The organism is Bradyrhizobium campsiandrae (genome assembly GCF_014529705.1).
GTDB lineage: Bacteria > Pseudomonadota > Alphaproteobacteria > Rhizobiales > Xanthobacteraceae > Bradyrhizobium > Bradyrhizobium campsiandrae.
Window position 1 is genome coordinate 1 of record NZ_JAANIH010000071.1, and the last position, 21096, is coordinate 21096.

Below are 21096 nucleotides of genomic sequence, written 5' to 3' on the forward strand. Positions count from 1 at the left end.
CATTGTCATAAGCCTTCGTCACGCCGCGCAGGCTGACCGCAAGCGCCGTCAGGCTGGCTTCGACGGCCGGCGAGGTTTTGCTCTCTACCATCGATCGCCAACTGCTGCGACGTCCTTCACCTCTCCCCATCGGGGAGAGGTCGCGCCGAAGGCGCGGGTGAGGGGGCACAGGTCCCACGAGGGAGCGTAACCCCTCACCCGCATCGCATCTTGCGATGCGATGCGACCTATCCCTTCGGGAGAGGTGAAGGGCGCGGCCACAGCTCGGCTTGATCCCAACATGCGTTACGGCTTGGCGGGGCGCAGCTCGACGCCGACGCCCTTGTTGACGAAACGCAGCGTATAGGACTTGCGGAAATCGAGATCGCCCTTGACGACGCCGGCCTTCACCATCTTGTTGAAGAAGGAGGTGTAGCGGTCGTCGCTCATCGCGCCGATGCCGTTCTTCAAGGAATCGCCGGAATCGACGATGCCGTATTCCTTCATCTTGGCGACGGAATAGGCGAGCAGCTCGTCGGTCATCTCCGGATTGAGCTGCTTGATCATGGCATTGCCGGCGGAATTGTCGCCGTAGATGTAGGTGTACCAGCCGATCATGGAGGCATCGACGAAGCGCTGCACCAGGTCCGCCTTCTTCTCGACCAGGTCGCGGCGAGTCTCGATCAAGGTCGAATAGGTGTTGAAGCCGGCATCGGCCAGCAGGATGACGTTGGGCTTGAAGCCTGCGGCTTTCTCGACGGCGAAGGGCTCGGAGGTGACGTAACCCTGCATCGCGCTCTTGGGGTTGGCGATGAAGGGCTGCGGGTTGAAATTATAGGGCCGGACGTTTTTCTCGCTGAAACCGTATTCCGACTTCAGCCACTGGAAATAGCTGGTCATGCCCTCCTTGGAGACGAACAGCGTCAGCGGCTTCAGGTCCTCGATCTTGGTGACCTTCGCATCCGGCTGCGTCAGCATCACCTGGGGGTCCTTCTGGAAGACCGCCGCGATCGTCACCACCGGAACGTTGTTGGCGACCGCGTCGAACGACATCAGCGTGTTCGCGGCCATGAAGAAATCGATCTTGCCGGCGATCAACAGCATTCGGTTGTTCTCGTTCGGACCGCCGGGAACGATGGTGACGTCGAGGCCGTATTTCTTGTAGGTGCCGTCGGCGACCGCCTGGAAGAAGCCGCCATGCTCGGCCTCGGCAACCCAGTTGGTTCCGAAGGTGACCTTGTCCAGGGTTTCCGCGCGGGCCGGCAGAATCGATACGACAGTGGCCAGGAAGCCCGCCGTAAACGCGCGCCGCAGATGGGATGGGCTCATGAATGCACTCCGTCGATCGAGTCTGGCCGATGTGAAGACAACGCGATAGAACCGCAAGATATCAGGGGACGCCGGCCGGGTGGGCGGCGTCCCTGATACCCCAAATTACGTGACAAATTCGGGCAAAGAAACCGTGATGACGCCTTCCCGCGACTGGTCCGAAATCCGCTGGGCCGATGCCGCACCAGCGGACGTGTCACGCTGGATCGCGGTGCTGCCGCTGGCCGCGACCGAGCAGCATGGCCCGCATCTGCCTGTCGAGACCGATGTGCTGATTGCCGAGGCCTATCTTGCGCGCGCGAAAGAGGTCCTGCCCGCGCCCCTTCCGGTAACGTTCCTGCCGGTCGAACCCGTGGGCATCTCCACCGAGCATATCGACTATCCGGGCACGCAGACGTTGCCGACGGAAACGGCACTGAAGCGCTGGACGGGAATCGGCGAGGACATCGCGCGACGGGGCGTGAGAAAACTCGTCATCATCACCAGTCATGGCGGCAATAGCGCGGCCATGATGCTGGTGGCGCAGGATCTTCGCGCGCATCAGAAACTGTTCGTGGTGACGACGTCGTGGTCGCGTCTATCAGGCGCGGACAAACTGTTCCCACCAGATGAAGTGCGGCACGGCATTCATGGCGGCGCGGTCGAGACCTCGATCATGCTGGCACGCTATCCCGAGCAGGTGCGCAAGGATGCGATCGCGGATTTTCCCGCGAGCAGCATCGCGATGGAAAAGCAATATCGCTGGCTCTCGACACAGCGGCCGGCGCCCTTTGCCTGGCAGGCACAGGATCTCAACGCCAGCGGCGCAGTCGGCAATGCGACGCTTGCAGTCGCCGCGAAGGGCGAGCAGCTCATCGATCAGGGCGCGCGCGCCTTCTGCGAGTTGCTGATCGAGGTCGATAACTTCGACGTGAGCAGGCTCGCCAAGGGCCCGCTCGGTTAGCTCTCATCCGCCTGAAATCGTTTGGGAAAAGGTCAAACGCCCGGGTTGCTCCGAGCGCGTTCGAACCTGATATGGCAAGCCTCCGTCCAATGGGGCACGCGGACCACAACGGACCGCCTCAACCCGGATGGAGTTTCACATGTCGATCAAGACCAAGTTTGCCGCCGTCGCCCTCGCCGCCCTCACAATCACCGCTGGCGTCGCTTCCACGACCTCGACCGCTCAGGCCAAGCCGCTCGGCTGGGGCTGGGGCGTCGGCGCCGGCATCGCCACCGCCGCCATCGTCGGCACTGCGATCGCCGCCAGCAACCAGCCCTATTACTACGGCTATCACCGCTGCGGCTGGGTCGCCCAGTACAATGCCTACGGCCAGTTCATCGGCAACGTTCGCACCTGCTACTGATTTGAGGTTCTGAGGCCGATCTTACGTGGATCCAGCGTCCGACACGGGCGCCTCATCCACCCCGTGTCGTGCCCCGACCCCGCCCGGCTGTCCCCCCGGGCGGGGTCATCCATTTTCGGCGCCGGGAATTTTGTTGCAGTCCCGTCACAGAAGGATGCGAACCATCCTCTGCGACATTCTGGACTAGTTGCTATTGCGAATTACTTGCAATAACGTTTGCAGCAAGTGCAGGGGGTTGGCAAGGCCTTGGGGTGAAATGACGCCGTAACGGGCCCATCTCGTCCGGTCGCGTGAACAGCCAGGACCCTGATGACAGGATCGCCGCGAATTGGCAGGGATGTCGCGGCGGCTGGGCTATATTCGCGTCTTGGGGGCGTGCGTTTTGACGTTGAGAAGTCACCGTAACAGGTATTTGCGGACGGCCGCGGCGATCGCCTCGGGCGTGCTGATGCTGCCGGCCGCCGGCCTTGCCGCTGACCTGCCGCTGAAGGCCCATGCCGCAAAAGCTGTCTACGACTGGACCGGCTTCTATGTCGGGGGCCATGTGGCTTACGGCGATGCGAGCTTCGGTCCCGGCACCCATCCTCTGCCCGAGCAGGGCGCGCTGCTGCCTCACAGCGCGACCGGCTTCAGCGGCGGCTATCAGCTCGGCTACAACAGGCAGTTCTCCAACCGCGTCATGCTCGGCGTCGAGGCGGATGCGACGTTCCCGGCTCCGACCGACGGTCCGGCCCTCGCGCGTTCGCCGGGGCCGTTCAACAGCACGATCGACTATGTCGGCACCGTGCGCGGCCGCATCGGCTACGCCTTCGACCGCTTCATGCCCTACGTCACCGGCGGCATCGCCTGGGGCCACACGCACGTCAATATCAACGACGCCGACGGCGTCACACCACGATTTCCGGTCAGCCATTACCAGATTGGATGGACCGCTGGCCTGGGTCTCGAATATGCCGTCAGCGGCAATTGGACCGCCAAGGCCGAATACGAATATGTCGACCTCTCGCGCAAGACTTACGACCTCAGCGGCTTTGGCCTCGGCAGCGTCAATGTCGATCCGCGCATTCATCTGTTCAAGCTCGGCCTGAACTACCAGTTCGGCGATACGCCATGGATGCCGGCGGTCGGCGGCAAAACCAAACTGCCCGAGTCCGACGACTGGAACGTCCACGCCCAGACCACGGTGCTGCCACAGGGCTATGGGCCGATTCATTCGCCCTATGCGAGCCCGCAGAGCCTGCCCGGCGGCGGCCAGTTCCAGGCGACTTGGACGACCACGGCCTTCCTGGGCGCGCGGCTCTGGGACGGCGGCGAATTCTATTTCAATCCCGAGCTCGCACAGGGCTTTGGCCTCAATGGTACGCTCGGACTTGCCGGCTTCTCCAACGGTGAGGCACAGAAGGCCGGCGCGCCGTTCCCCAAGATCCGTGCGCAGCGTTACTATTTCAAGCAGACCTTCGGCCTCGGCGGCGAGCAGGAAGCCGTCGAGGACGCACCGAACCAGCTCGCGGGCAAGCGCGACATCGATCGCGTCACGCTGATCGTCGGCCGCTTCGCCGTCGGCGACTTCTTCGACGGCAACGCCTATGCAAAGGATCCGCGTGCCGATTTCATGAACTGGGCGATGTGGGCATCGGCTGCGTACGACTTCCCCGCCGATCTACCGGGCTACACGCGCGGCGCCGTGGCCGAGCTCAACCGCAAGGATTGGGCGGTGCGCGCCGGATTGTTCCAGGTGCCGGACGCACCGAATAGCGACGTACTGACCTTCAAGACCGGCGGCACCGTCGTCGAATTCGAGGAACGGCACTCGATCTTCGAGCAGCCCGGCAAACTGCGCATCGGCGTTTTCGCCAACAGCGGCAACACCGCCAATTATCGTGCGGTGGTGGATCTGGCGGCAGCCAACCCGGCCCTCGACATCAATAACATCGTCACCGCGACGCAGCGTGATCGGCTGAAATACGGCTTCTACGTCAACCTCGAACAGCAGATCGTCAACGACGTCGGCCTGTTCGCACGCGCCAGCTGGAACGACGGCCAGAACCAGATCCTGTCCTTCACCGACATCGATCGCAGCCTGTCGGGCGGCCTGTCGATCAAGGGCAGCCGCTGGGGACGTCCTGACGACACAATCGGCATCGGCGGCGCCATCAACGGCTTGTCGGCCGCGCATCGCGATTTCCTCGCCGCCGGCGGCACGGGCCTCCTGATCGGCGATGGCCAGCTCAACTATCGCACCGAACGCATCCTCGAGACCTACTACGCCTATTCGGTGATCAAGGGCGTCACGCTGACCGCCGACTATCAGATGATCGCAAACCCGGCCTATAACGCCGACCGTGGACCGGTCTCGATCTTCTCAGGCCGCCTGCACGGCGAGTTCTGATCGTTCACCCGCCCTATGCCGCCCGGATCGCGTCCAGGAATTTTCCGACCTCGCTCTTGAGACGCGTGCTTTCGCCGGATAGTGACTTGGCCGCTGCGAGCACATGGGACGACGCCGATCCGGTCTGGCTCGCGCCGTGCTGCACATCGACGATGCTGGCGGAAACCTGCTGGGTGCCACGCGCCGCCTGCTGCACGTTGCGGGAAATTTCCCGCGTTGCCGCGCCCTGCTCCTCGACCGCCGAGGCGATCGCGGAGGCGATCTCGGACATGCGGGTGATGGTATCGCCGATCGCCTTGATGGCGCCGACGGAATCATCCGTCGCCGCCTGGATTCCCGCGATCTGCTGGCTGATCTCGCCGGTCGCCTTGGCAGTCTGCTCGGCGAGCGCCTTGACCTCGGATGCGACCACCGCAAAGCCGCGTCCGGCCTCGCCGGCACGCGCCGCCTCGATGGTGGCGTTGAGGGCCAGCAGATTGGTCTGGCCAGCGATCTGGCTGATGAGCTCGACGACGTCGCCGATGCGGCCCGCCGCCTTGGCGAGCTCACCGACATGGTCGTTGGTTCGCCCCGCCTGCTGCACGGCTTCCCCGGCGATGCGCGCGGAATCCTGAACCTGCCGGCCGATCTCGTCGACAGAGGATGCCATTTCCTCGGCCGCCGCGGCGACGGTTTGCACGTTGGTGGAGGCTTGTTCGGAGGCAGCCGCGACGGTCGCCGTGACCTTTTCCGATTGATCGGCGGCGCTCGTCAACGTACCCGCCGAGGCCTCCAGCTCCGAGGAGGCCGACGAGATGGTGTTGATGACGTCGCCGATCATGGCCTCGAAATCGCGCGCGATCTGATCCATGCGCTGGCTGCGCTTGAGCTTCGCCTCGGCTTCGATCGCAGCGGCCGCATCGGCGGATTTTTGCGCGAGGAGCGAATCCTTGAAATGTTGCAGCGAGCCGGCCACCTGGCCAATCTCATCGTCGCGTCCCGTCGCCGGAATCGCGACCTCGTGCTGTCCGGCAGCAAGGCTGCCGATCACGTCCGCGAGCCTTGCCAACGGCGTCACCACGCGGCGGCGCAGCATCATGGTCACACCGCCGAGCGTGCCGAGCAGCGCCAGCACGGCAACGCCTGCGAGCGCGAGCATCGCCAGCGCGCTACTGCGGGCGGCCGAGGCGCGCTCGGCCGCTTCAGCCAGTGCCGCGTCGCGTACGCCATAGAACATCTGGATGGCGGGCACGATCACGGTCGCCAACTCATCAGCGGTGACGCCGTACTTGCCGTCGGCGCGCGCAGCCGGCATCTCCTTGTCGACGACCAGCGCGGCTTTTCCAAAGTAGGACTCGGTCGCCGCCTTGAACGCCGCGGCGATGCGCGGTGGATTGCCGAGCTGGTCGATGCCGGCCTCGATGCGTTCGCGATCGGCTTCGACACGCCCTTGCATGCGATCCATCAACGAGAATTCAGCCGCTACCAGCGGACGATGCGCGCTCAGCGCCGGCGACAACGTCGCGGCGCGGCTGCCGGCCGAAACGCGAAGATCCTGTGCCGTTCGCGCCAGGCTCAGCAGCGCCGCCAGCGAGGAATCGGCGTCCACGACCCTCCCCTCCAGCCGGTTCATGATCGGCTCGATGTTGGCGATGACCTCGGCAACAGCGGGCAGAAAGCCCTTGACCGCAGCGCTGTCGCGCGCAGCAAGGGGAACGCTCATGGCGCGATCGGCAGCCGCGGTGATCTCCTTCAGGCGACGCGCTGCGCGGTCGAGGTTCTCAGCCATCGCGCCGCCGTCATCCAGCACCATGAGGGCGCGCCCTGCGCTCTCGAACGAGGCTTCGGCCGCTTTCGCAGCCTTCGTCGCCGCATCGGTCTGAGCCTGCGTCGCAACGCCCTCCTGAAAGATCGGAGTAATGTAGGGTGCGCGAAGGCCAGCGACCTGCTGGCTGACCATCAGAATCGCGCCGAACGCATCGACCCTTTTGATGGCGTCGGATCGATCGGTGAAGATGCGCGTTTGAGGTACCAGCACTTCAGCGCCAAGCACGACTGCAAAGACCGTCACCGTCAGCATCGACAGCGCAAAAAGCTTCCCGATCCGCATCCTCAGGTCCTCTGAATACACTTGTGCAAATTGTCGAAAACCTAACCGGCGGCCACTAAGAGCCCGTTAAGCAACACTCCGTAGTTCCGCGGATCGTCAGGTCGGGACGCTGCCAGGTTCCGGCAGGGCGAATGCGACAGAATTACCCGCATTTGCCGGTAAAATACCTATATCAATGCGTGCGTTGCGATCGGCAGCCACACTCCCTTACCTCGGAAGGTCAATGCTCTCCGTCGAACTCGTCATCGTCGTCGTCCTGATCGTCATCAACGGCCTGTTGTCCATGTCGGAACTCGCCGTGGTCTCCTCGCGCCCGGCGCGGCTGTCGGTGCTGGCCGCCAAGGGTGTGCGTGGCGCCGAGCGCGCGCTGACATTGGCCGCCGATCCTGGAAAATTCCTCTCGACGGTGCAGATCGGCATCACGCTGGTCGGCGTGCTCTCGGGCGCCTTCTCGGGCGCCACGCTCGGGCAGCGGCTGACGCAATGGCTGGTCGAGCTTGGCGTATCCTCGGGCATCGCCGACATTGTCGGTGTCGGCATCGTCGTCACCATCATCACCTATGCGACGCTGATCGTCGGCGAACTGGTGCCGAAGCAGGTTGCGCTGCGCGATCCCGAAAGCATCGCGGTGAAGGTCGCGCCCGCGATGCACGTGCTGGCACGGGTCTCGCTGCCGCTCGTGTTTCTGCTCGACATCTCCGGCAAGCTGATCCTCACGCTGCTCGGTCGCGGTGGCAAGGCCGAGGAAAAGGTGTCGGAGGACGAGATCCATCATCTCGTCAACGAGGCGGAAAGCGCCGGCGTGCTGGAGCCCGGCGAGAAGGAAATGATCGCCGGCGTGATGCGGCTTGGCGACCGCCCGGTCGGCGCGGTGATGACGCCGCGTACCGAGGTTGACGAGATCGATCTCAACGACGATCAGGACGTGATCCAGGCGCTGATCGCGAAAAGCCCGCATTCGCGCTTTCCCGTGTGCGACGGCGATCGCGACAAGCCGATCGGCGTGCTCCAGGCCAAGGACCTGCTGGTCGCCTATATGCGCGAGCGCACGCCGGATCTGCGCGCGCTGGTGCGCGAGACGCCGATCATTCCGGCGTCCGCCGATGCCCGCGACGTGCTCGCGATCCTGAAGGCGGCGCCGGTGCATATCGGTCTCGTCCATGACGAATACGGCGCCTTCGAAGGCGTGGTGACGGCGGCCGACATTCTGGAATCGATCGTCGGCGCCTTCCACTCCGAGGAAGGTCCGCCCGAGCCGGCCTATGTCAGGCGCGCGGACGACTCATTGCTCGTCTCCGGCTGGATGCCGGTCGACGAGTTCGGCGATCTGCTCGGCATCGAGCTGCCGCCGCATCACCGCTACAACACGGTGGCAGGGCTCGTGCTGCAGCAATTCAACGTGCTGCCCAATGTCGGCGACGCCTTCGACTTCGCCGGCTGGCATATCGAGGTGCTCGATCTCGACGGTCGCAGGATCGACAAGATCCTGGCGAGCCGGCTGAATGAGGTGGAGACGGGGTAGTTTCCGCCGTCGTCCCGGCGAAGGCCGGGATCCATAACCACTGAATCGCCTTTGGCGAACGCTGTTGATTGCGCGCTACCGCGACCTGCGCACTCTCGATAAATCATGCGGTATGGGTCCCGCCCTTCGGCGGGACGACAGTTGAGTTTGTCGCGCGAACTCTCATCGCACGCAATTCCTCACCCGAACCGCACCCCGATCCGCTTCTCCTTGCGCCACACCACCGTGCAGGGCAGATGGACACCCTCGGCCTTGATGTTCAGGGTGAAGCGCTCGGGAATTCCGACCGGGCTGGTGACGTCGAGAGCGGCGCCGGTGTCGGAGAAATTGCGGACGGTGCAGTCGATCGCACCGCCGCCGAACTCGATGGTTCCGGCCTTCAATACGCGATGCCTGGTCTTGCTGCGGCGCTCCTCGTTCATCAGGGCATTTTACACCCCAAGCTGACGCGAAGGTTAAGATGCAACCCTGTTTCCAACGAATTTACGCTGCCAGGGACGCTGCTCGAACCTCACGGCACCGGCTGGAACGACGCCGCCTGGGCCATCCGCCAGGCGTCGCGGAACCGCGGGTCCTCGGTCCCCTCGAGCAGTTCGCCCGGGCGCAGCGCCGGATAGAGCTGCGCGAAGGATTGCACCTTGGTCGTCGACGTCCGTTGGCTGAAGTGGATCGGGCGCAGCTCCTGCGGGTGTTCCAGGCCCGCCGCGGCGATCAGCTCGGTCAGCGAATGCAGCGTCGCATGGTGATAGTTGTGCACTCGGTCGATCTTGAGCGGCACGTAGAGCGCCCGCGCCCGCGTCGGGTCCTGGGTCGCGACCCCGGTCGGGCAGCGGTCGGTGTGGCAGCTCAGCGACTGGATGCAGCCGAGCGAGAACATGAAGCCGCGCGCCGAATTGCAGTAGTCTGCGCCGATCGCCATGGCCCGCGCCATGTCGAAGGCGGTGGCGATCTTGCCGGATGCCCCGATCCTGATACGGTCGCGCGCATTGATGCCGACCAGCGCATTGTGGACGAAATTGACGCCCTCGCGCATCGGCATGCCCAGATGGTCCATGAACTCCAGCGGCGCGGCACCGGTGCCGCCCTCGTTGCCGTCGACCACGATGAAATCGGGGTAGATGCCGGTCTGGAGCATCGCCTTGCAGATCGCCAGAAACTCCCAGGGGTGGCCGATGCAGAGCTTGAAGCCGGCAGGCTTGCCGCCGGACAGCTTTCGCATCTCGGCGATGAACTGCATCATGCCAACAGGCGTCGAGAAGGCGCGGTGCGAGGCCGGCGAGATGCAATCCTCGCCCATGGCGACGCCGCGGATCTTTGAAATCTCCTCGGAGACCTTCGCCGCCGGCAGCACGCCGCCATGGCCGGGCTTGGCACCCTGGCTGATCTTGAGCTCGACCATCTTGATCTGGTCCTGGCCGGCGACGCGCGCGAACGCCTCCGGATCGAAGCTGCCGTCGAGATGACGGCAGCCGAAATAGCCGGAGCCGATCTCCCAGATGATGTCGCCGCCCATCTCCTTGTGATAGGGGCTGAAGCCGCCCTCACCGGTGTCATGGGCAAAGCCGCCCTTCCTGGCGCCGGCATTGAGCGCACGCACCGCGTTCGGACTGAGCGCGCCGAAGCTCATCGCCGAGATGTTGAAGACCGAGGCCGAATAGGGTTTTGCACAATCCGGCCCGCCGATGGTGACGCGAAACTTCTCCTCGGCATGCGCCTTCGGCGACACCGAGTGATGCATCCACTCGTAGCCCTCGCGATAGACGTCCTCCTGGGTGCCGAACGGACGCTTGTCGAGCTGCATCTTGGCGCGCTGATAGACCACCGCGCGGGTGTCGCGCGAGAACGGCATGCCGTCCTTCTCGCTCTCGAAGAAATACTGCCGCATCTCCGGGCGGATCTCTTCGAGCAGGAAGCGGATATGCGCCGAGATCGGATAGTTGCGCAGCACCGCGTGACTCTTCTGCATGAGGTCGCGGACGCCCAGCAGCGTCAGGGCGCCGAAGATGCAGATCGGGATCAGCAGGATGTCGAAGATCTTGCGGTCGGCGATGCCGATGCCGACCAGCAGCGCCGTGACGACCGCGCAGATCGTCAGGATGATGAAGCGCGGCGAGAACGGCAGCAGCAGGATTTCCATCATCCCCTCTTCCGCCAGCGGCAGGCGCTTGGGGGACGGAGCTTTGGGGGATTCCTGCGTCTTGGTGTCGTCGGCCACGTTTCCCATCCTCTCGCCAGCATGAGGGCGGTACGATACGCCCGTGCCTGTCATACGGATATGACGCAGCGCTTGTTTCAGGCTAGCGAATTCGACGGACGCAGATCAATCCACCGAGAGGATAGGGCTGCTGCAGTGCAGCAGCAGGCGCGGGAGCCGGCCCCGTTATCTCAGCCGGGGTGCCATCCCGGGCAAGCGTAAGCGCAGACCCGGGATCCATAACCACAGGACTTTGTAGTTGGGAAGTAGTTGGGGACTGTCACTCCAAGTCGTCGCATAGCCACCGCCTGTGGCTATGGGTTCCGGATCGGCGCGCGCTTGTGGCGCGCTTGTCCGGAACGACGAGTTGGGTATGGCGCGCGATCGCGCCGCTACTCAAGCCGTGCTCAGCGCTCGACGAAAGCCTTTTCGATCACGAAATGGCCGGGCTTGTTGCCGCTTCCCTCGATGAAATTGCGGCTCTCGAACATCGCCTTCAGCTCTTCGAGCATCGCCGGGCTGCCGCACATCATGATGCGGTCGGTCTCAATGTCGAGCGGGCCCTGCCCGATATCGTTGAAGATCTGCTCGGAGTGGATCAGGTCGGTGATGCGGCCGCGATTGCGGAACGGCTCGCGGGTCACGGTCGGATAGTAGATCAGCTTGTCGGCGAGCAGCTCACCGAACAGCTCATCCTCGCGCAAGTTCGCGACAAGCTTCTCGCCATAAGCGAGCTCGGAGACCTGGCGGCAGCCATGCACCAATACGATGCTCTCGAACTGGTCATAGACCTCGGGGTCCTTGATCAGGCTCGCGAACGGCGCAAGACCGGTGCCGGTCGAGAGCAGCATCAGCCGCTTGCCGGGGATGAGGTTGTCGGTGATCAGCGTGCCGGTCGCCTTGCGGCCGACCAGGATGGTGTCGCCTTCCTTGATCTTTTGCAGGCGCGAGGTCAGCGGACCGTCCTGCACCTTGATCGAGAAGAACTCGAGCTCTTCCTCATGATTCGCGCTCGCCATGCTGTAGGCGCGCAGTAGCGGGCGACCGTCGACCTCGAGGCCGATCATGGCGAACTGGCCGTTCTGGAAGCGGAAGCCGGTATCGCGCGTGGCGCGGAAGCTGAACAGCGTATCGGTCCAGTGGTGGACGGAAAGAACCTTCTCTCGGTAAAACGCGCTCATGATTTTCGATATTCCGAATGTCTTGCGGTTTTCGGGCAAAAGCGCTGCCCGGCCCTGAAAACGGGGCGGACACCATTGCCATGGCGGAGGATTTCGCGTGTGTGATCTACGCCATTGAGACCAATAATCAACCTCGTTCCGGATGCAATTGATGCCGGTCAATCAGGCATTTGCGGCGGAAATGGCCAGATCATTAATGGATCTGCCGTCCGGCAGGACTGAAGGGCAATTTCTTTTCCCTTTCAGGCGCGAAAGCAGCACTTAATTTCCATTTCGCTCGCGAGAATTTCATTAAGAATAGCTCTCGTTTTCACCCTTGCTTGGCGCTTTTTCCCGCATTTTTGCGGCTTTTGGCGCCCGGAGCGACCGAAGCACATGGCAAGCAATGAACGGACATTCGTCCAGGCGATCAGGCGCTATGGCGCGCGCCATGGCGTCGAGGTCGACGTCCGCTCGGGCGGCTGGCTGATCGCGATGCGCCGCGGGCAGGTGCGCCGCTTCGCCTTCGGCTATGACATCGGCCTCAACAGCGCGATTGCCCATCGCCTCGCCAACGACAAATCGGCCACCGCAGAAGCGCTGTCGCTGGCACGCGTGCCCTGTCTTCCGCATCACCTCTTCCTCAATCCGAAGCTGGGCCGGAATGTCGTCGACACCGCCTGGCGAGAGGCGATGCTCGGCCTGCTGCACGACCATCCGCAAGGCGTGGTGATCAAGCCCAATGAGGGAACGTCAGGTCGCTCCGTCTTCAAGGTGACGACGGAGGCCGAGCTCGACCACGCGGTCGGCGAGGTCTTCTCGATGAGCACCGGCCTCGTGATCTCGCCCTATGTCGCGATCGAGGACGAGGTCCGCGTGATCCTGCTCGATGACGTGCCCCGCATCGTCTACAGCAAGCGGCGTGGCGACGATTGGCGGCACAATCTCGACGCCGGCGCAAAACCGGTGCTGCTGGAGGACGGCGCAGTCCGCACGGCTTGCGTGACGCTCGCGATCGACGCCGCGCGCGCCATCGGCATTGCCTTTGCGGCAGTCGACGTGGTGCGCGTGGACGGTGCCTGGCGCGTGCTGGAAATCAATTCCGGCGTGATGATGGAGGCGCTGGCAAAGCTGCATCCGGAACTGGTGCAAGCGACGTATGATGCGGCGCTGGATCGGGTGTTTGATCAGGCTCATTCCTAGCGCTGATCGATCCCCGTCACCCTGAGGCGGCCGCTCCTTCAGCGGCCCTCGAAGGGCGGCGGCCCGGCTGGAGCAGCGCGGCCGTTCATCCTTCGAGGCTCGGCCAGCGATGCAATCGCATCGCGAGCCTCGCACCTCAGGATGACGGATGACCTAATTATTCGCGCTCGCCGAATCGTCCATCGCCTTGAAGGCTTCTTCCAGCTGCAGCGAGATCGGCACGTTCATCCGCTCGCCGGTCGGCATGCGCGCGATGAACCATTTGTTGTAGAGCGGGACGAGGTCGTGATTGGAGCCGAGCCTGCGGAAGGTGCGCTCGACGACGGCCGAGAGCTGCGGCTCGCCCTTGCGGAACATGATGCCGTAGGGATCGTAGGACAGATAGTCACCGGTGACACGGAACTTGTCCTGCGCCTTGTGGCGCACGATCAGACCCGACAGCAGAATGTCGTCGGTCGCAAAGGCGTCGGCCTTGCCGTCGACCAGCATCTGGTACGACTGCTCGTGGTCGGCGCCGAGGGCGATGGTCAGGCCCAGCGATAGCTTCTTGTCGGCCGCCTGGATCGCCTGCTCGTTGGTGGTGCCCTTCGTCACCACGATGGTCTTGCCCTTCAGATCGGCCAGCTGTTGGACGCTGGAGCCCTTCGGTACCATCAGCTTGGTGCCGGCGACGAACATCAGCGGCGAGAAGGCGACGCGCTTGCCGCGGTCGGAATTGGCCGTGGTCGAGCCGCATTCGAGATCGATCTTGTTCTGGAGCACCGCCTCGATGCGGTCGTCCGAGGTGACCTTGACGTAGTCGATCTTGAGATTCGGATCGTCGACCTCGACGCCGATCTCCTCGACGATCGCCTCGCAGAGTTCGAGACTGTACCCGATCGGGCGGCCCGACTGGTCGAGGAAGGAGAACGGCGGCGAGCTCTCACGGTAGCCGAGGCGCACCGTGTGCGCATTCTTGATGGCTGACAGCGTCGGGCTAAGCCCTTCGCTGCCGCCGGTCTGCGCGGAGGCGTCCGTTGCCAGCAGACACGCTGCCAGCAGCAGGCCTGCCGAAATCGCCGTCAAAGGGCGCATGACGCACTCCCGTCAGTGGCCGGCCATCGCGGGCACCTCACCCGGCACCATGTCGCCAGGCACGACGTCCCCTGGCCCCATCGCATGCTCCGGCCCAAGCTCGCCTTCCCACTTCGCCACGACCGAGGTCGCCAGCGTGTTGCCGATCACGTTGGTGGCGCTGCGGCCCATGTCGAGGAAGGTATCGATGCCCATGATCATGAGCAGGCCCGCCTCGGGGATGTTGAACTGCGACAGCGTCGAGGCGATCACGACGAGGGAGGCGCGCGGCACGCCGGCGACCCCCTTCGAGGTGATCATCAAGGTCGCGAGCATCGCCAGCTGGGTGCCGAGCGGCATGTCGATGTGATAGCTCTGCGCGATGAAGATGCTGGCGAAGGTGCAGTACATCATCGTGCCGTCGAGGTTGAAGGAATAGCCGAGCGGCAGCACGAAGCTCGAGATTCGCGACGAGGCGCCAAAGCGGTTGAGGCCCTCCAGCGTCTTCGGGTACGCCGCTTCCGAGCTTGCGGTCGAAAACGCGATCATCAGCGGCTCACGGATCAACCGCAACAGATGGCTGTAACGCGGCCCGATCGCGATGAAGCCGACGATCACAAGGATGGCCCAGAGGATGAACAGCGAGAGATAGAAGCCACCCATGAACACGATGAGCTTCCAGAGCACCAGGAGGCCGTTCTTGGCAACCGTCGCGGTGATGGCAGCCCACACCGCGAGCGGCGCGAACAGCATCACATAGCTCGTCACCTTCAGCATGATGTGGCTGATGTCGTCGATCAGCGCCAGGATCGGCTTGGAGCGCTCGGGCATCGCGCCCATCGCCACCGAGAAGAACACGGCGAAGATCACGATCTGCAGGATCTCGTTCTGCGCCATCGCGTCCGCGATCGAGGTCGGGATCAGATGGGTCAGGAATTTCTCGATCGAGAAGGCCGAGACTGGCAGGCCGGTCGATTGCCCCGCCGAAGGCAGCGTGCCCGGGAAATTCGCGCCGGGCTGCAGCAGATTGACCATGATCAGGCCGAGCAGCAGCGAGACGAAGGAGGCGCTGACGAACCAGCCCATGGTCTTGGCGAAGATGCGCCCGAGCTTGGCGCCCGAGCCCATATGGGCGATGCCGCCGACCAGGGTCGCGAACACCAGCGGCGCGATGATCATCTTGATCAGGCGCAGGAACATCATGGCGATCAGGTTGATGGCGGAGGCCCACTCGGCTCGCGTATCGGGCAGGAAATTGTAGATCGCCGAGCCCATGATGATGCCCAGCACCATCGCCGCCAGAATGTATTGCGTAAACCTGTTCGACATCGAGTACCCCCAACTGCACCGGCCGCTTCATGATGTCGCAGATATGACAGCGACGCAACACGCTTCGCGTGCAGCCGCTCGGGCCGGATGTTCCCGTTGCGAAACGGAACGCGGCGATCTAGCCTTCGCGCAGCGCACAACGAATGCGGCTTGCACGTTTTGTTTGCGATGGCTGCATCAATAATCGTCAAACAGGCGAGGGGGAACACCATGAGCGGACAGATCAATCGCCAGATTCTTCTGGTGGAAAAGCCCAGCGGCAAGCTCGGCCCCGAACACTTCAAGATGGTTGAAGGTGCGATGCCCGAGCCGAAGGACGGCGAGGCTTTGCTGCGCGTGCGTTACATCTCGCTCGATGCGGCCAACCGCGCCTGGATGCACGGCGCGACTTACCGCTCGGCCGTCGAAGCCAACAGTGTGATGGCCGGCGGCGGCATTGCCGAGGTGGTCAGCTCCAAGACGCCTGAGCTTGCGCCCGGCGACATCGTGTTCGGCGACACCGGCTGGCAGGAATATGCGGCAGTCCCGGCAAAGCAGCTGACCAAGATGCCGAAGCTGGAGCCGATGACGCATCTGCTCAGCGTGTTCGGCATCGCCGGCCTCACAGCCTATTTCGGCCTGCTCGAGGTCGGCAAGCCCAGGGAAGGTGAAACTGTCGTGGTCTCGGCGGCCGCGGGCTCGGTCGGCTCGATCGTCGGACAGATCGCCAAGATCAGGGGGTGCCGTGTCATCGGCATCGCCGGCGGCGCGGACAAGTGCAACTGGCTGACCTCCGAGCTCGGCTTCGATGCCGCCGTCGACTACAAGGACGGTGCGGTGTTCAAGGCGCTGCGCGCAGCGGCACCAAAGGGCATCGACGTCTATTTCGACAATGTCGGCGGCGACATTCTCGAAGCCTGCCTGCCGCAGATGAACAATTACGGCCGTATCGCCTGTTGCGGCGCGATCTCACAGTACGACGGCGCGCCGTCGGCGCACGGCCCGCGCGGCGTGCCCGGCTTGATCGTGGTGAAGCGGCTCGTGATGCAAGGCTTCATCGTGATGGACTACATGAAGGAGAGCCAGCGCGCGCTCGCCGATCTTCAGGCCTGGGTCAAATCAGGCAAGCTGAAGGTGCAGGAGGACATCATCGACGGATTGCAGAACACGCCAAAGGCGCTGATCGGATTGCTCGCCGGCGAGAACCGCGGCAAGCGGATGGTCAGACTCTGACGACGTAGTTACGCCGTACCGATATTATCTACTTGCGGTAGAGGTCGCGGCGGCCAATGATGCCGCATGCGGCACGATCCGCGACGATTTGTTTGCATCACTTTTTAGAATACGTCGGCGTTGCCGACAGGGCAGGAATTCACTCAAATGATCAACACGTTGAAACATACGTCAACGCGCCAGGCCTTGTTCGCCGCAGCGCTTTTCGCAACCGCAACAAGCGCATTCGCGCAAGCACCGACCGAGGCCCAGAAGAGCGCCATCCGCTCCGCGTGTCGCTCGGACTTCATGGCGCATTGCGCGAGCGTGACGCCGGGCGGCGTCGAAGCGTATCAGTGCTTGCAGAGCCACATGTCGAGCCTGTCGGCGGGATGCCAGACCGCGGTGCGTGCGGTGGAGCCGGCGGCAGCGCCGAAGACCGAGGCAGCTCCCGCCAAATCCGAGCCGGCCAAATCCGAACCCGCAAAGACCGAAGCCGCGCCGGCGGCCGAACCCACAGCGAAGCCGGCCGGAGAGCCCGCTCCGAAGGGGGCCGCGGCAAAGAAGCCGGGCAGCGCGCAGATTGCGGCGGTCAAGAGCGCGTGCCGCGCCGATTATCCCAAGGTCTGCGCCAGCGTGCCGCCGGGCGGCGCGCCCGCGCTCGAGTGCCTGGAGAAGAACAAGGCCAAGGTGTCGGCGGCTTGCGAGAAGGCCGTGACTGCGGCGGCAGGCGGCGGCAGCGCAGCGGCAACGGCCGCACCGACTTCTGCTGCCGCACCCGCTGCCGGAGCAGCGCCGGCGGCCGCGCCCACCGTGATCGTTCTGCGCCCGCTGCGGCCGCGCGAAGAGCTGTTCATCGTGCGCTCCGCTTGCGGCGCCGATATCCGCTCGCTCTGTGGCGGCGTCGCGCCCGGTGGCGGCCGCATCGTGCAGTGCATCGCCAGCAACGCGGCTTCGCTGTCGCCCGCCTGCAAGGACGTCCTTGCGCCATTCGCGGCGCGATAGACGGCGCGCATCGATCTGTTGGCGCGCGTGAATGAATTTTCGCGCGCCCGTTGCGACCAATCTTTTGCCGATAGCCGATTTCAATCACGACAAGACCGGGAGACACGACATGCGTGCATTTCTGCTCATCGCATCCGCGCTGCTCGCCTTCGCGGCGACCATGACCTTCGAATCCTCCGATGCCAATGCGGTGGTGTGCGCCCGCGGCGTCTATCGCGCCGGTTGCGCCGGGCCGAACGGTGCGGTCGTGGTCCGCCACCCCGTGCCGGTGGTTCGCTGCACCCGGGTGCTGGTGAACGGCGTCTATGTCAAGCGCTGCGTCTGACCGGCGTGTGGCCAAGCCATTTGAATAGCCTTGATGGTTTGGCTATGATTCGCAATTGACGGTTTCGGGCACGCGCATAGCGCGGTGTCCGCTGCTGTGCTGCGGCGCACTTCGCTTGTCGATAATTCTGCTGGCGCGGGAAGCTGGAGCCCATTAGTCTACCCTGAGATAGTAAGTATACTGTCAATTAGGGAGGCAGGATTTGCGGATCGCCGTGATTGGCGGGGGGCCCGGCGGGCTCTACTTTGCCTATCTCTGGAAGAAGCGTCACCCCGAGGATCAAGTCGACCTGTTCGAACAGAACCCGGCCGACGCGACCTGGGGCTTTGGCGTCGTGTTCTCCGACCAGGCGCTGGAATTCCTGCGCGCCGACGACCCCGAGACGGTCGACGCGATCGCGCCGCATATGGAAAGCTGGGAAAACATCACGCTGAACCTCGGCGGCGACAGCGTCGCCATCGACGGCGTCGGCTTCTCCTCGATCGGCCGGCTCGAGCTCCTGAGGTTCCTGCAGCAGCGCGCGCTCGATGTCGGCGTCACCCCGCGCTTCGACACCCAGATCCAGGCGATCGACCAGCTCAATGGCCACGATCTGATCGTCGCCGCCGACGGCTTGAACTCGCTGGTCCGTCGCACCTTCGAGGGCGATTTCGGCACCTCGCTGTCCTACTCTTCGAACAAATTCGTCTGGTACGGCACCTCGAAACGCTTCGACACGCTGTCGCAGACATTCGTGAAGACCGATCGCGGCGCCTTCAACGCCCATCACTACCGATACTCGCCGACCATGAGCACCTTCCTGGTCGAATGTGATCACGCGACCTGGCAGGCCTATGGCTTCGCCTACAAGGACGTCGAGCAGTCCAAGGGCGTCTGCGAGGAGGTGTTTGCCGACACGCTCGGCGGCCACTGCCTGGTTTCGAACAAATCGGTCTGGCGCAACTTTCCCTGGGTCTGGAACGAGCACTGGTCGTTCAAGAACATGGTGCTGATCGGCGACGCCCTGCACTCGGCGCATTTCTCGATCGGCTCGGGCACGCGGCTCGCGATCGAGGATGCGATCGCCCTGGTCAAGGCGCTGGAATCGGATGCGCATCTGTCGACCGCGCTGCACCGCTACCAGGCCGCGCGCAAGCCGGTGGTGCAGAAGCTCGTCAACGCCGCGCGCACCAGCGCGTTCTGGTACGAGCATTTTGCCCAGCACATGCAGCTCGGCCTGATGGACTTTGCCTACAGCTACATCACCCGATCCGGCCGTATCGACGATGCCCGCCTCCGCCACATGTCGCCGGCCTTCATGGCCCGCTACGAGACCGAGAAGAACGGCGGAGACGCGGCATGAGCAACCAGATCCACGACCAGGTGCCCACCGACAATCCGGGGGCACGCGAGATCGGCTTTGCCATTCCGGACATCTACAATGCCAGCCGCGTGCTGTTCGACAATCTCGCCAAGGGCCGCGGCAGCAAGCTCGCGCTGATTGGTCCTGCCGGCACGCGGACCTATGCCGAGCTGTGCGCGGAAGCCTGTCGCTGGGGCAACGGATTAGCTTCGCTCGGGCTGAAGCGCGGCGACCGCGTGCTGCTGTTCCTCGACGACACGCCGGCCTATCCCGCCGCGTTCTTTGGCGCGGTACGCGCCGGCTTCGTGCCGCTGTTGATCAACACGCTGACGCCGCCAGACCTCCTGCAATTCTATCTCGCCGATTCCGGCGCCGCTGTAGCGGTGGCAGATGCCGAGTTTTGCGCACGCTTCAATGCCGAAGCCTGCAAAGACACCGAGCTGCGCACGCTGATCGTGGTCAATGGCGCGGTCGGTGATCACGCCGCGCCGCGGGCGATGGCGGCCGCAGACTGGCTGTCGGCATTTCCGGCCGAACTGGCCGAGGTGCCGACGCATCGCAACGAGATGGCGTTCTGGATGTATTCCTCCGGATCAACCGGCCGTCCCAAGGGCATTGTGCATCTCCAGCACGACATGCCCTATAGCGAGGTCGCCTTTGCGCAAAACGTGCTGAAGCTGACACCTGATGATGTCTGCTTCTCCGTGCCAAAGATCTTCTTCGCCTACGGCTTTGGCAATTCCGTCACTTTCCCGTTCTCATCGGGTGCGGCGACGCTGCTGCTGCCGGGCCAGCCGAAGCCGGCTGCGATCTTCGCGGCCATCGAACAGTACAAGCCGACGGTGTTCTTCGGCCTGCCGACGCTCTACACGTCCCTGACCAAGGCTGGGGGCGCGCCAGGAACGAACTTCTCCTCGCTGCGCATGTCGCTCTCGGCCGCCGAGGTGCTTTCAGCTGACGTCTTCAACGGCTGGAAGACACTCACAGGCCTCGAGATCGTCGAAGGCCTCGGCTCGACCGAGGTGCTGCACATCTATCTGTCCAACCGTCCCGAGCGGAAGAAGCTCGGTGCCGCGGGCTTGCGCGTCCCCGGCTACGAGGTGAGCTTGCGCAACAAGGACGGCCGCGAGGTCGGCGACAACGAGGAAGGCATCCTGTGGGTCCGCGGCGATTCCAACACGCCGCTGTACTGGAACAGGCCGGACAAATCCGCCGAGACCATTCGCGAGGGTGGCTGGATCTACACAGGTGACCGCTTCGTCAGGGACAGTGACGGCTTTCACTTCTTCCGCGGCCGCGCCGACGATCTCATCAAGATCTCGGGCCAATGGGTCTACCCGCTCGAGGTCGAATTGTGCCTTGCCGATCATCCCGATATCCGCGAATGCGCCGTGTTTGCCGCCGAGCTGCCGGACCGGCGCATGACGCTGAAGGCTGTGGTGGTGATGAACAACCGCACGACGGACCAGAACGAGGCGACGCAACGGCTGCAGGACTATGTGAAGGGCAAGCTGCTGCCTTACAAATATCCGCGTGAGGTGATCTTCATCGACGAGCTGCCGAAGACGGGTACGGGCAAGATCGACCGACAGGCATTGTTAAGGATGTAGGGCGTGGGCGTGGCCACACACTCTGTGTCG

17 protein-coding genes are annotated in these 21096 nt (G+C 63.8%); 10 read left to right on the forward strand and 7 right to left on the reverse strand.

Going from position 1 to position 21096, the window contains the following annotated elements; genetic code table 11:
• Window positions 1-285: 285 nt before the first annotated feature.
• Complete coding sequence (locus G8O24_RS35210) at window positions 286-1308, reverse strand: ABC transporter substrate-binding protein (RefSeq protein ID WP_188107120.1); 1023 nt, start codon at window positions 1306-1308, stop codon at window positions 286-288.
• 136 nt (window positions 1309-1444) lie between these two features.
• Between G8O24_RS35210 and G8O24_RS35215 the strand changes: the two genes are divergently transcribed.
• The 3 genes from G8O24_RS35215 (at window position 1445) to G8O24_RS35225 (ending at window position 5043) form a co-directional block, all read left to right on the forward strand.
• Window positions 1445-2251 carry a creatininase family protein gene (locus tag G8O24_RS35215; protein ID WP_188107121.1) on the forward strand — a complete coding sequence of 269 codons (807 nt, stop codon included), beginning with the start codon at window positions 1445-1447 and terminating at the stop codon, window positions 2249-2251.
• A gap of 139 nt (window positions 2252-2390) precedes the next feature.
• A complete protein-coding gene (locus tag G8O24_RS35220) occupies window positions 2391-2654 on the forward strand; it encodes a hypothetical protein (protein ID WP_188107122.1) in 264 nt (87 codons plus the stop codon).
• 448 nt (window positions 2655-3102) lie between these two features.
• The gene (locus G8O24_RS35225) at window positions 3103-5043 is read left to right on the forward strand and encodes a carbohydrate porin (protein ID WP_244646197.1); all 1941 of its coding nucleotides are present in this window, start codon (window positions 3103-3105) and stop codon (window positions 5041-5043) included.
• 13 nt (window positions 5044-5056) lie between these two features.
• Here the strand turns inward: G8O24_RS35225 and G8O24_RS35230 are convergent, their stop codons facing one another.
• A complete protein-coding gene (locus G8O24_RS35230; RefSeq protein WP_188107124.1) occupies window positions 5057-7132 on the reverse strand; it encodes a methyl-accepting chemotaxis protein in 2076 nt (691 codons plus the stop codon).
• Between the two features lie 223 nt (window positions 7133-7355).
• Here G8O24_RS35230 and G8O24_RS35235 point away from each other — a divergent pair, with 223 nt between their 5' ends.
• The gene (locus tag G8O24_RS35235; protein ID WP_188107125.1) at window positions 7356-8654 is read left to right on the forward strand and encodes a hemolysin family protein; all 1299 of its coding nucleotides are present in this window, start codon (window positions 7356-7358) and stop codon (window positions 8652-8654) included.
• 179 nt (window positions 8655-8833) lie between these two features.
• On the opposite strand, the gene G8O24_RS35240 is transcribed toward G8O24_RS35235, so the two are convergent.
• From G8O24_RS35240 to G8O24_RS35250, 3 genes are all read right to left on the reverse strand, one after another.
• A complete protein-coding gene (locus G8O24_RS35240; protein ID WP_188107126.1) occupies window positions 8834-9076 on the reverse strand; it encodes a PilZ domain-containing protein in 243 nt (80 codons plus the stop codon).
• An 89-nt stretch (window positions 9077-9165) separates the two neighbouring features.
• Window positions 9166-10878, reverse strand: coding sequence for an FMN-binding glutamate synthase family protein (locus tag G8O24_RS35245; protein ID WP_188107127.1), 1713 nt, complete (start codon window positions 10876-10878; stop codon window positions 9166-9168).
• Between the two features lie 377 nt (window positions 10879-11255).
• Complete coding sequence (locus tag G8O24_RS35250; RefSeq protein ID WP_188107128.1) at window positions 11256-12029, reverse strand: ferredoxin--NADP reductase; 774 nt, start codon at window positions 12027-12029, stop codon at window positions 11256-11258.
• 375 nt (window positions 12030-12404) lie between these two features.
• On the opposite strand from G8O24_RS35250, the gene G8O24_RS35255 reads away from it, so the two are divergent.
• A complete protein-coding gene (locus tag G8O24_RS35255) occupies window positions 12405-13211 on the forward strand; it encodes an ATP-grasp domain-containing protein (RefSeq protein WP_188107129.1) in 807 nt (268 codons plus the stop codon).
• 153 nt (window positions 13212-13364) lie between these two features.
• On the opposite strand, the gene G8O24_RS35260 is transcribed toward G8O24_RS35255, so the two are convergent.
• Both G8O24_RS35260 and G8O24_RS35265 read right to left on the reverse strand, forming a co-directional pair.
• Entirely contained in the window at window positions 13365-14285 is a 921-nt protein-coding gene (locus G8O24_RS35260; protein WP_188107130.1) for an amino acid ABC transporter substrate-binding protein, read from the reverse strand.
• Window positions 14286-14297: 12 nt separating this feature from the next.
• Complete coding sequence (locus G8O24_RS35265; protein ID WP_188107131.1) at window positions 14298-15593, reverse strand: dicarboxylate/amino acid:cation symporter; 1296 nt, start codon at window positions 15591-15593, stop codon at window positions 14298-14300.
• Window positions 15594-15803: 210 nt separating this feature from the next.
• Between G8O24_RS35265 and G8O24_RS35270 the strand changes: the two genes are divergently transcribed.
• From G8O24_RS35270 to G8O24_RS35290, 5 genes are all read left to right on the forward strand, one after another.
• Window positions 15804-16805 carry an NADP-dependent oxidoreductase gene (locus G8O24_RS35270; RefSeq protein WP_188107132.1) on the forward strand — a complete coding sequence of 334 codons (1002 nt, stop codon included), beginning with the start codon at window positions 15804-15806 and terminating at the stop codon, window positions 16803-16805.
• 147 nt (window positions 16806-16952) lie between these two features.
• Window positions 16953-17789, forward strand: coding sequence for a cysteine rich repeat-containing protein (locus tag G8O24_RS35275; RefSeq protein ID WP_188107133.1), 837 nt, complete (start codon window positions 16953-16955; stop codon window positions 17787-17789).
• A gap of 109 nt (window positions 17790-17898) precedes the next feature.
• Complete coding sequence (locus G8O24_RS35280; RefSeq protein ID WP_188107134.1) at window positions 17899-18114, forward strand: hypothetical protein; 216 nt, start codon at window positions 17899-17901, stop codon at window positions 18112-18114.
• Between the two features lie 202 nt (window positions 18115-18316).
• A complete protein-coding gene (locus tag G8O24_RS35285) occupies window positions 18317-19456 on the forward strand; it encodes an FAD-dependent monooxygenase (RefSeq protein ID WP_188107135.1) in 1140 nt (379 codons plus the stop codon).
• Complete coding sequence (locus tag G8O24_RS35290) at window positions 19453-21066, forward strand: benzoate-CoA ligase family protein (protein WP_188107136.1); 1614 nt, start codon at window positions 19453-19455, stop codon at window positions 21064-21066. Before G8O24_RS35285 ends, G8O24_RS35290 begins: the two co-directional genes overlap by 4 nt.
• The last annotated feature ends 30 nt before the right edge of the window (window positions 21067-21096 follow it).

Coding starts and splice junctions, on each gene's coding strand:
- G8O24_RS35210 (WP_188107120.1), bottom strand. CDS start 1,308: ATGAGCCCATCCCATCTGCGGCGCGCGTTTACGGCGGGCTTCCTGGCC.
- G8O24_RS35215 (WP_188107121.1), top strand. CDS start 1,445: ATGACGCCTTCCCGCGACTGGTCCGAAATCCGCTGGGCCGATGCCGCA.
- G8O24_RS35220 (WP_188107122.1), top strand. CDS start 2,391: ATGTCGATCAAGACCAAGTTTGCCGCCGTCGCCCTCGCCGCCCTCACA.
- G8O24_RS35225 (WP_244646197.1), top strand. CDS start 3,103: ATGCTGCCGGCCGCCGGCCTTGCCGCTGACCTGCCGCTGAAGGCCCAT.
- G8O24_RS35230 (WP_188107124.1), bottom strand. CDS start 7,132: ATGCGGATCGGGAAGCTTTTTGCGCTGTCGATGCTGACGGTGACGGTC.
- G8O24_RS35235 (WP_188107125.1), top strand. CDS start 7,356: ATGCTCTCCGTCGAACTCGTCATCGTCGTCGTCCTGATCGTCATCAAC.
- G8O24_RS35240 (WP_188107126.1), bottom strand. CDS start 9,076: ATGAACGAGGAGCGCCGCAGCAAGACCAGGCATCGCGTATTGAAGGCC.
- G8O24_RS35245 (WP_188107127.1), bottom strand. CDS start 10,878: ATGGGAAACGTGGCCGACGACACCAAGACGCAGGAATCCCCCAAAGCT.
- G8O24_RS35250 (WP_188107128.1), bottom strand. CDS start 12,029: ATGAGCGCGTTTTACCGAGAGAAGGTTCTTTCCGTCCACCACTGGACC.
- G8O24_RS35255 (WP_188107129.1), top strand. CDS start 12,405: ATGGCAAGCAATGAACGGACATTCGTCCAGGCGATCAGGCGCTATGGC.
- G8O24_RS35260 (WP_188107130.1), bottom strand. CDS start 14,285: ATGCGCCCTTTGACGGCGATTTCGGCAGGCCTGCTGCTGGCAGCGTGT.
- G8O24_RS35265 (WP_188107131.1), bottom strand. CDS start 15,593: ATGTCGAACAGGTTTACGCAATACATTCTGGCGGCGATGGTGCTGGGC.
- G8O24_RS35270 (WP_188107132.1), top strand. CDS start 15,804: ATGAGCGGACAGATCAATCGCCAGATTCTTCTGGTGGAAAAGCCCAGC.
- G8O24_RS35275 (WP_188107133.1), top strand. CDS start 16,953: ATGATCAACACGTTGAAACATACGTCAACGCGCCAGGCCTTGTTCGCC.
- G8O24_RS35280 (WP_188107134.1), top strand. CDS start 17,899: ATGCGTGCATTTCTGCTCATCGCATCCGCGCTGCTCGCCTTCGCGGCG.
- G8O24_RS35290 (WP_188107136.1), top strand. CDS start 19,453: ATGAGCAACCAGATCCACGACCAGGTGCCCACCGACAATCCGGGGGCA.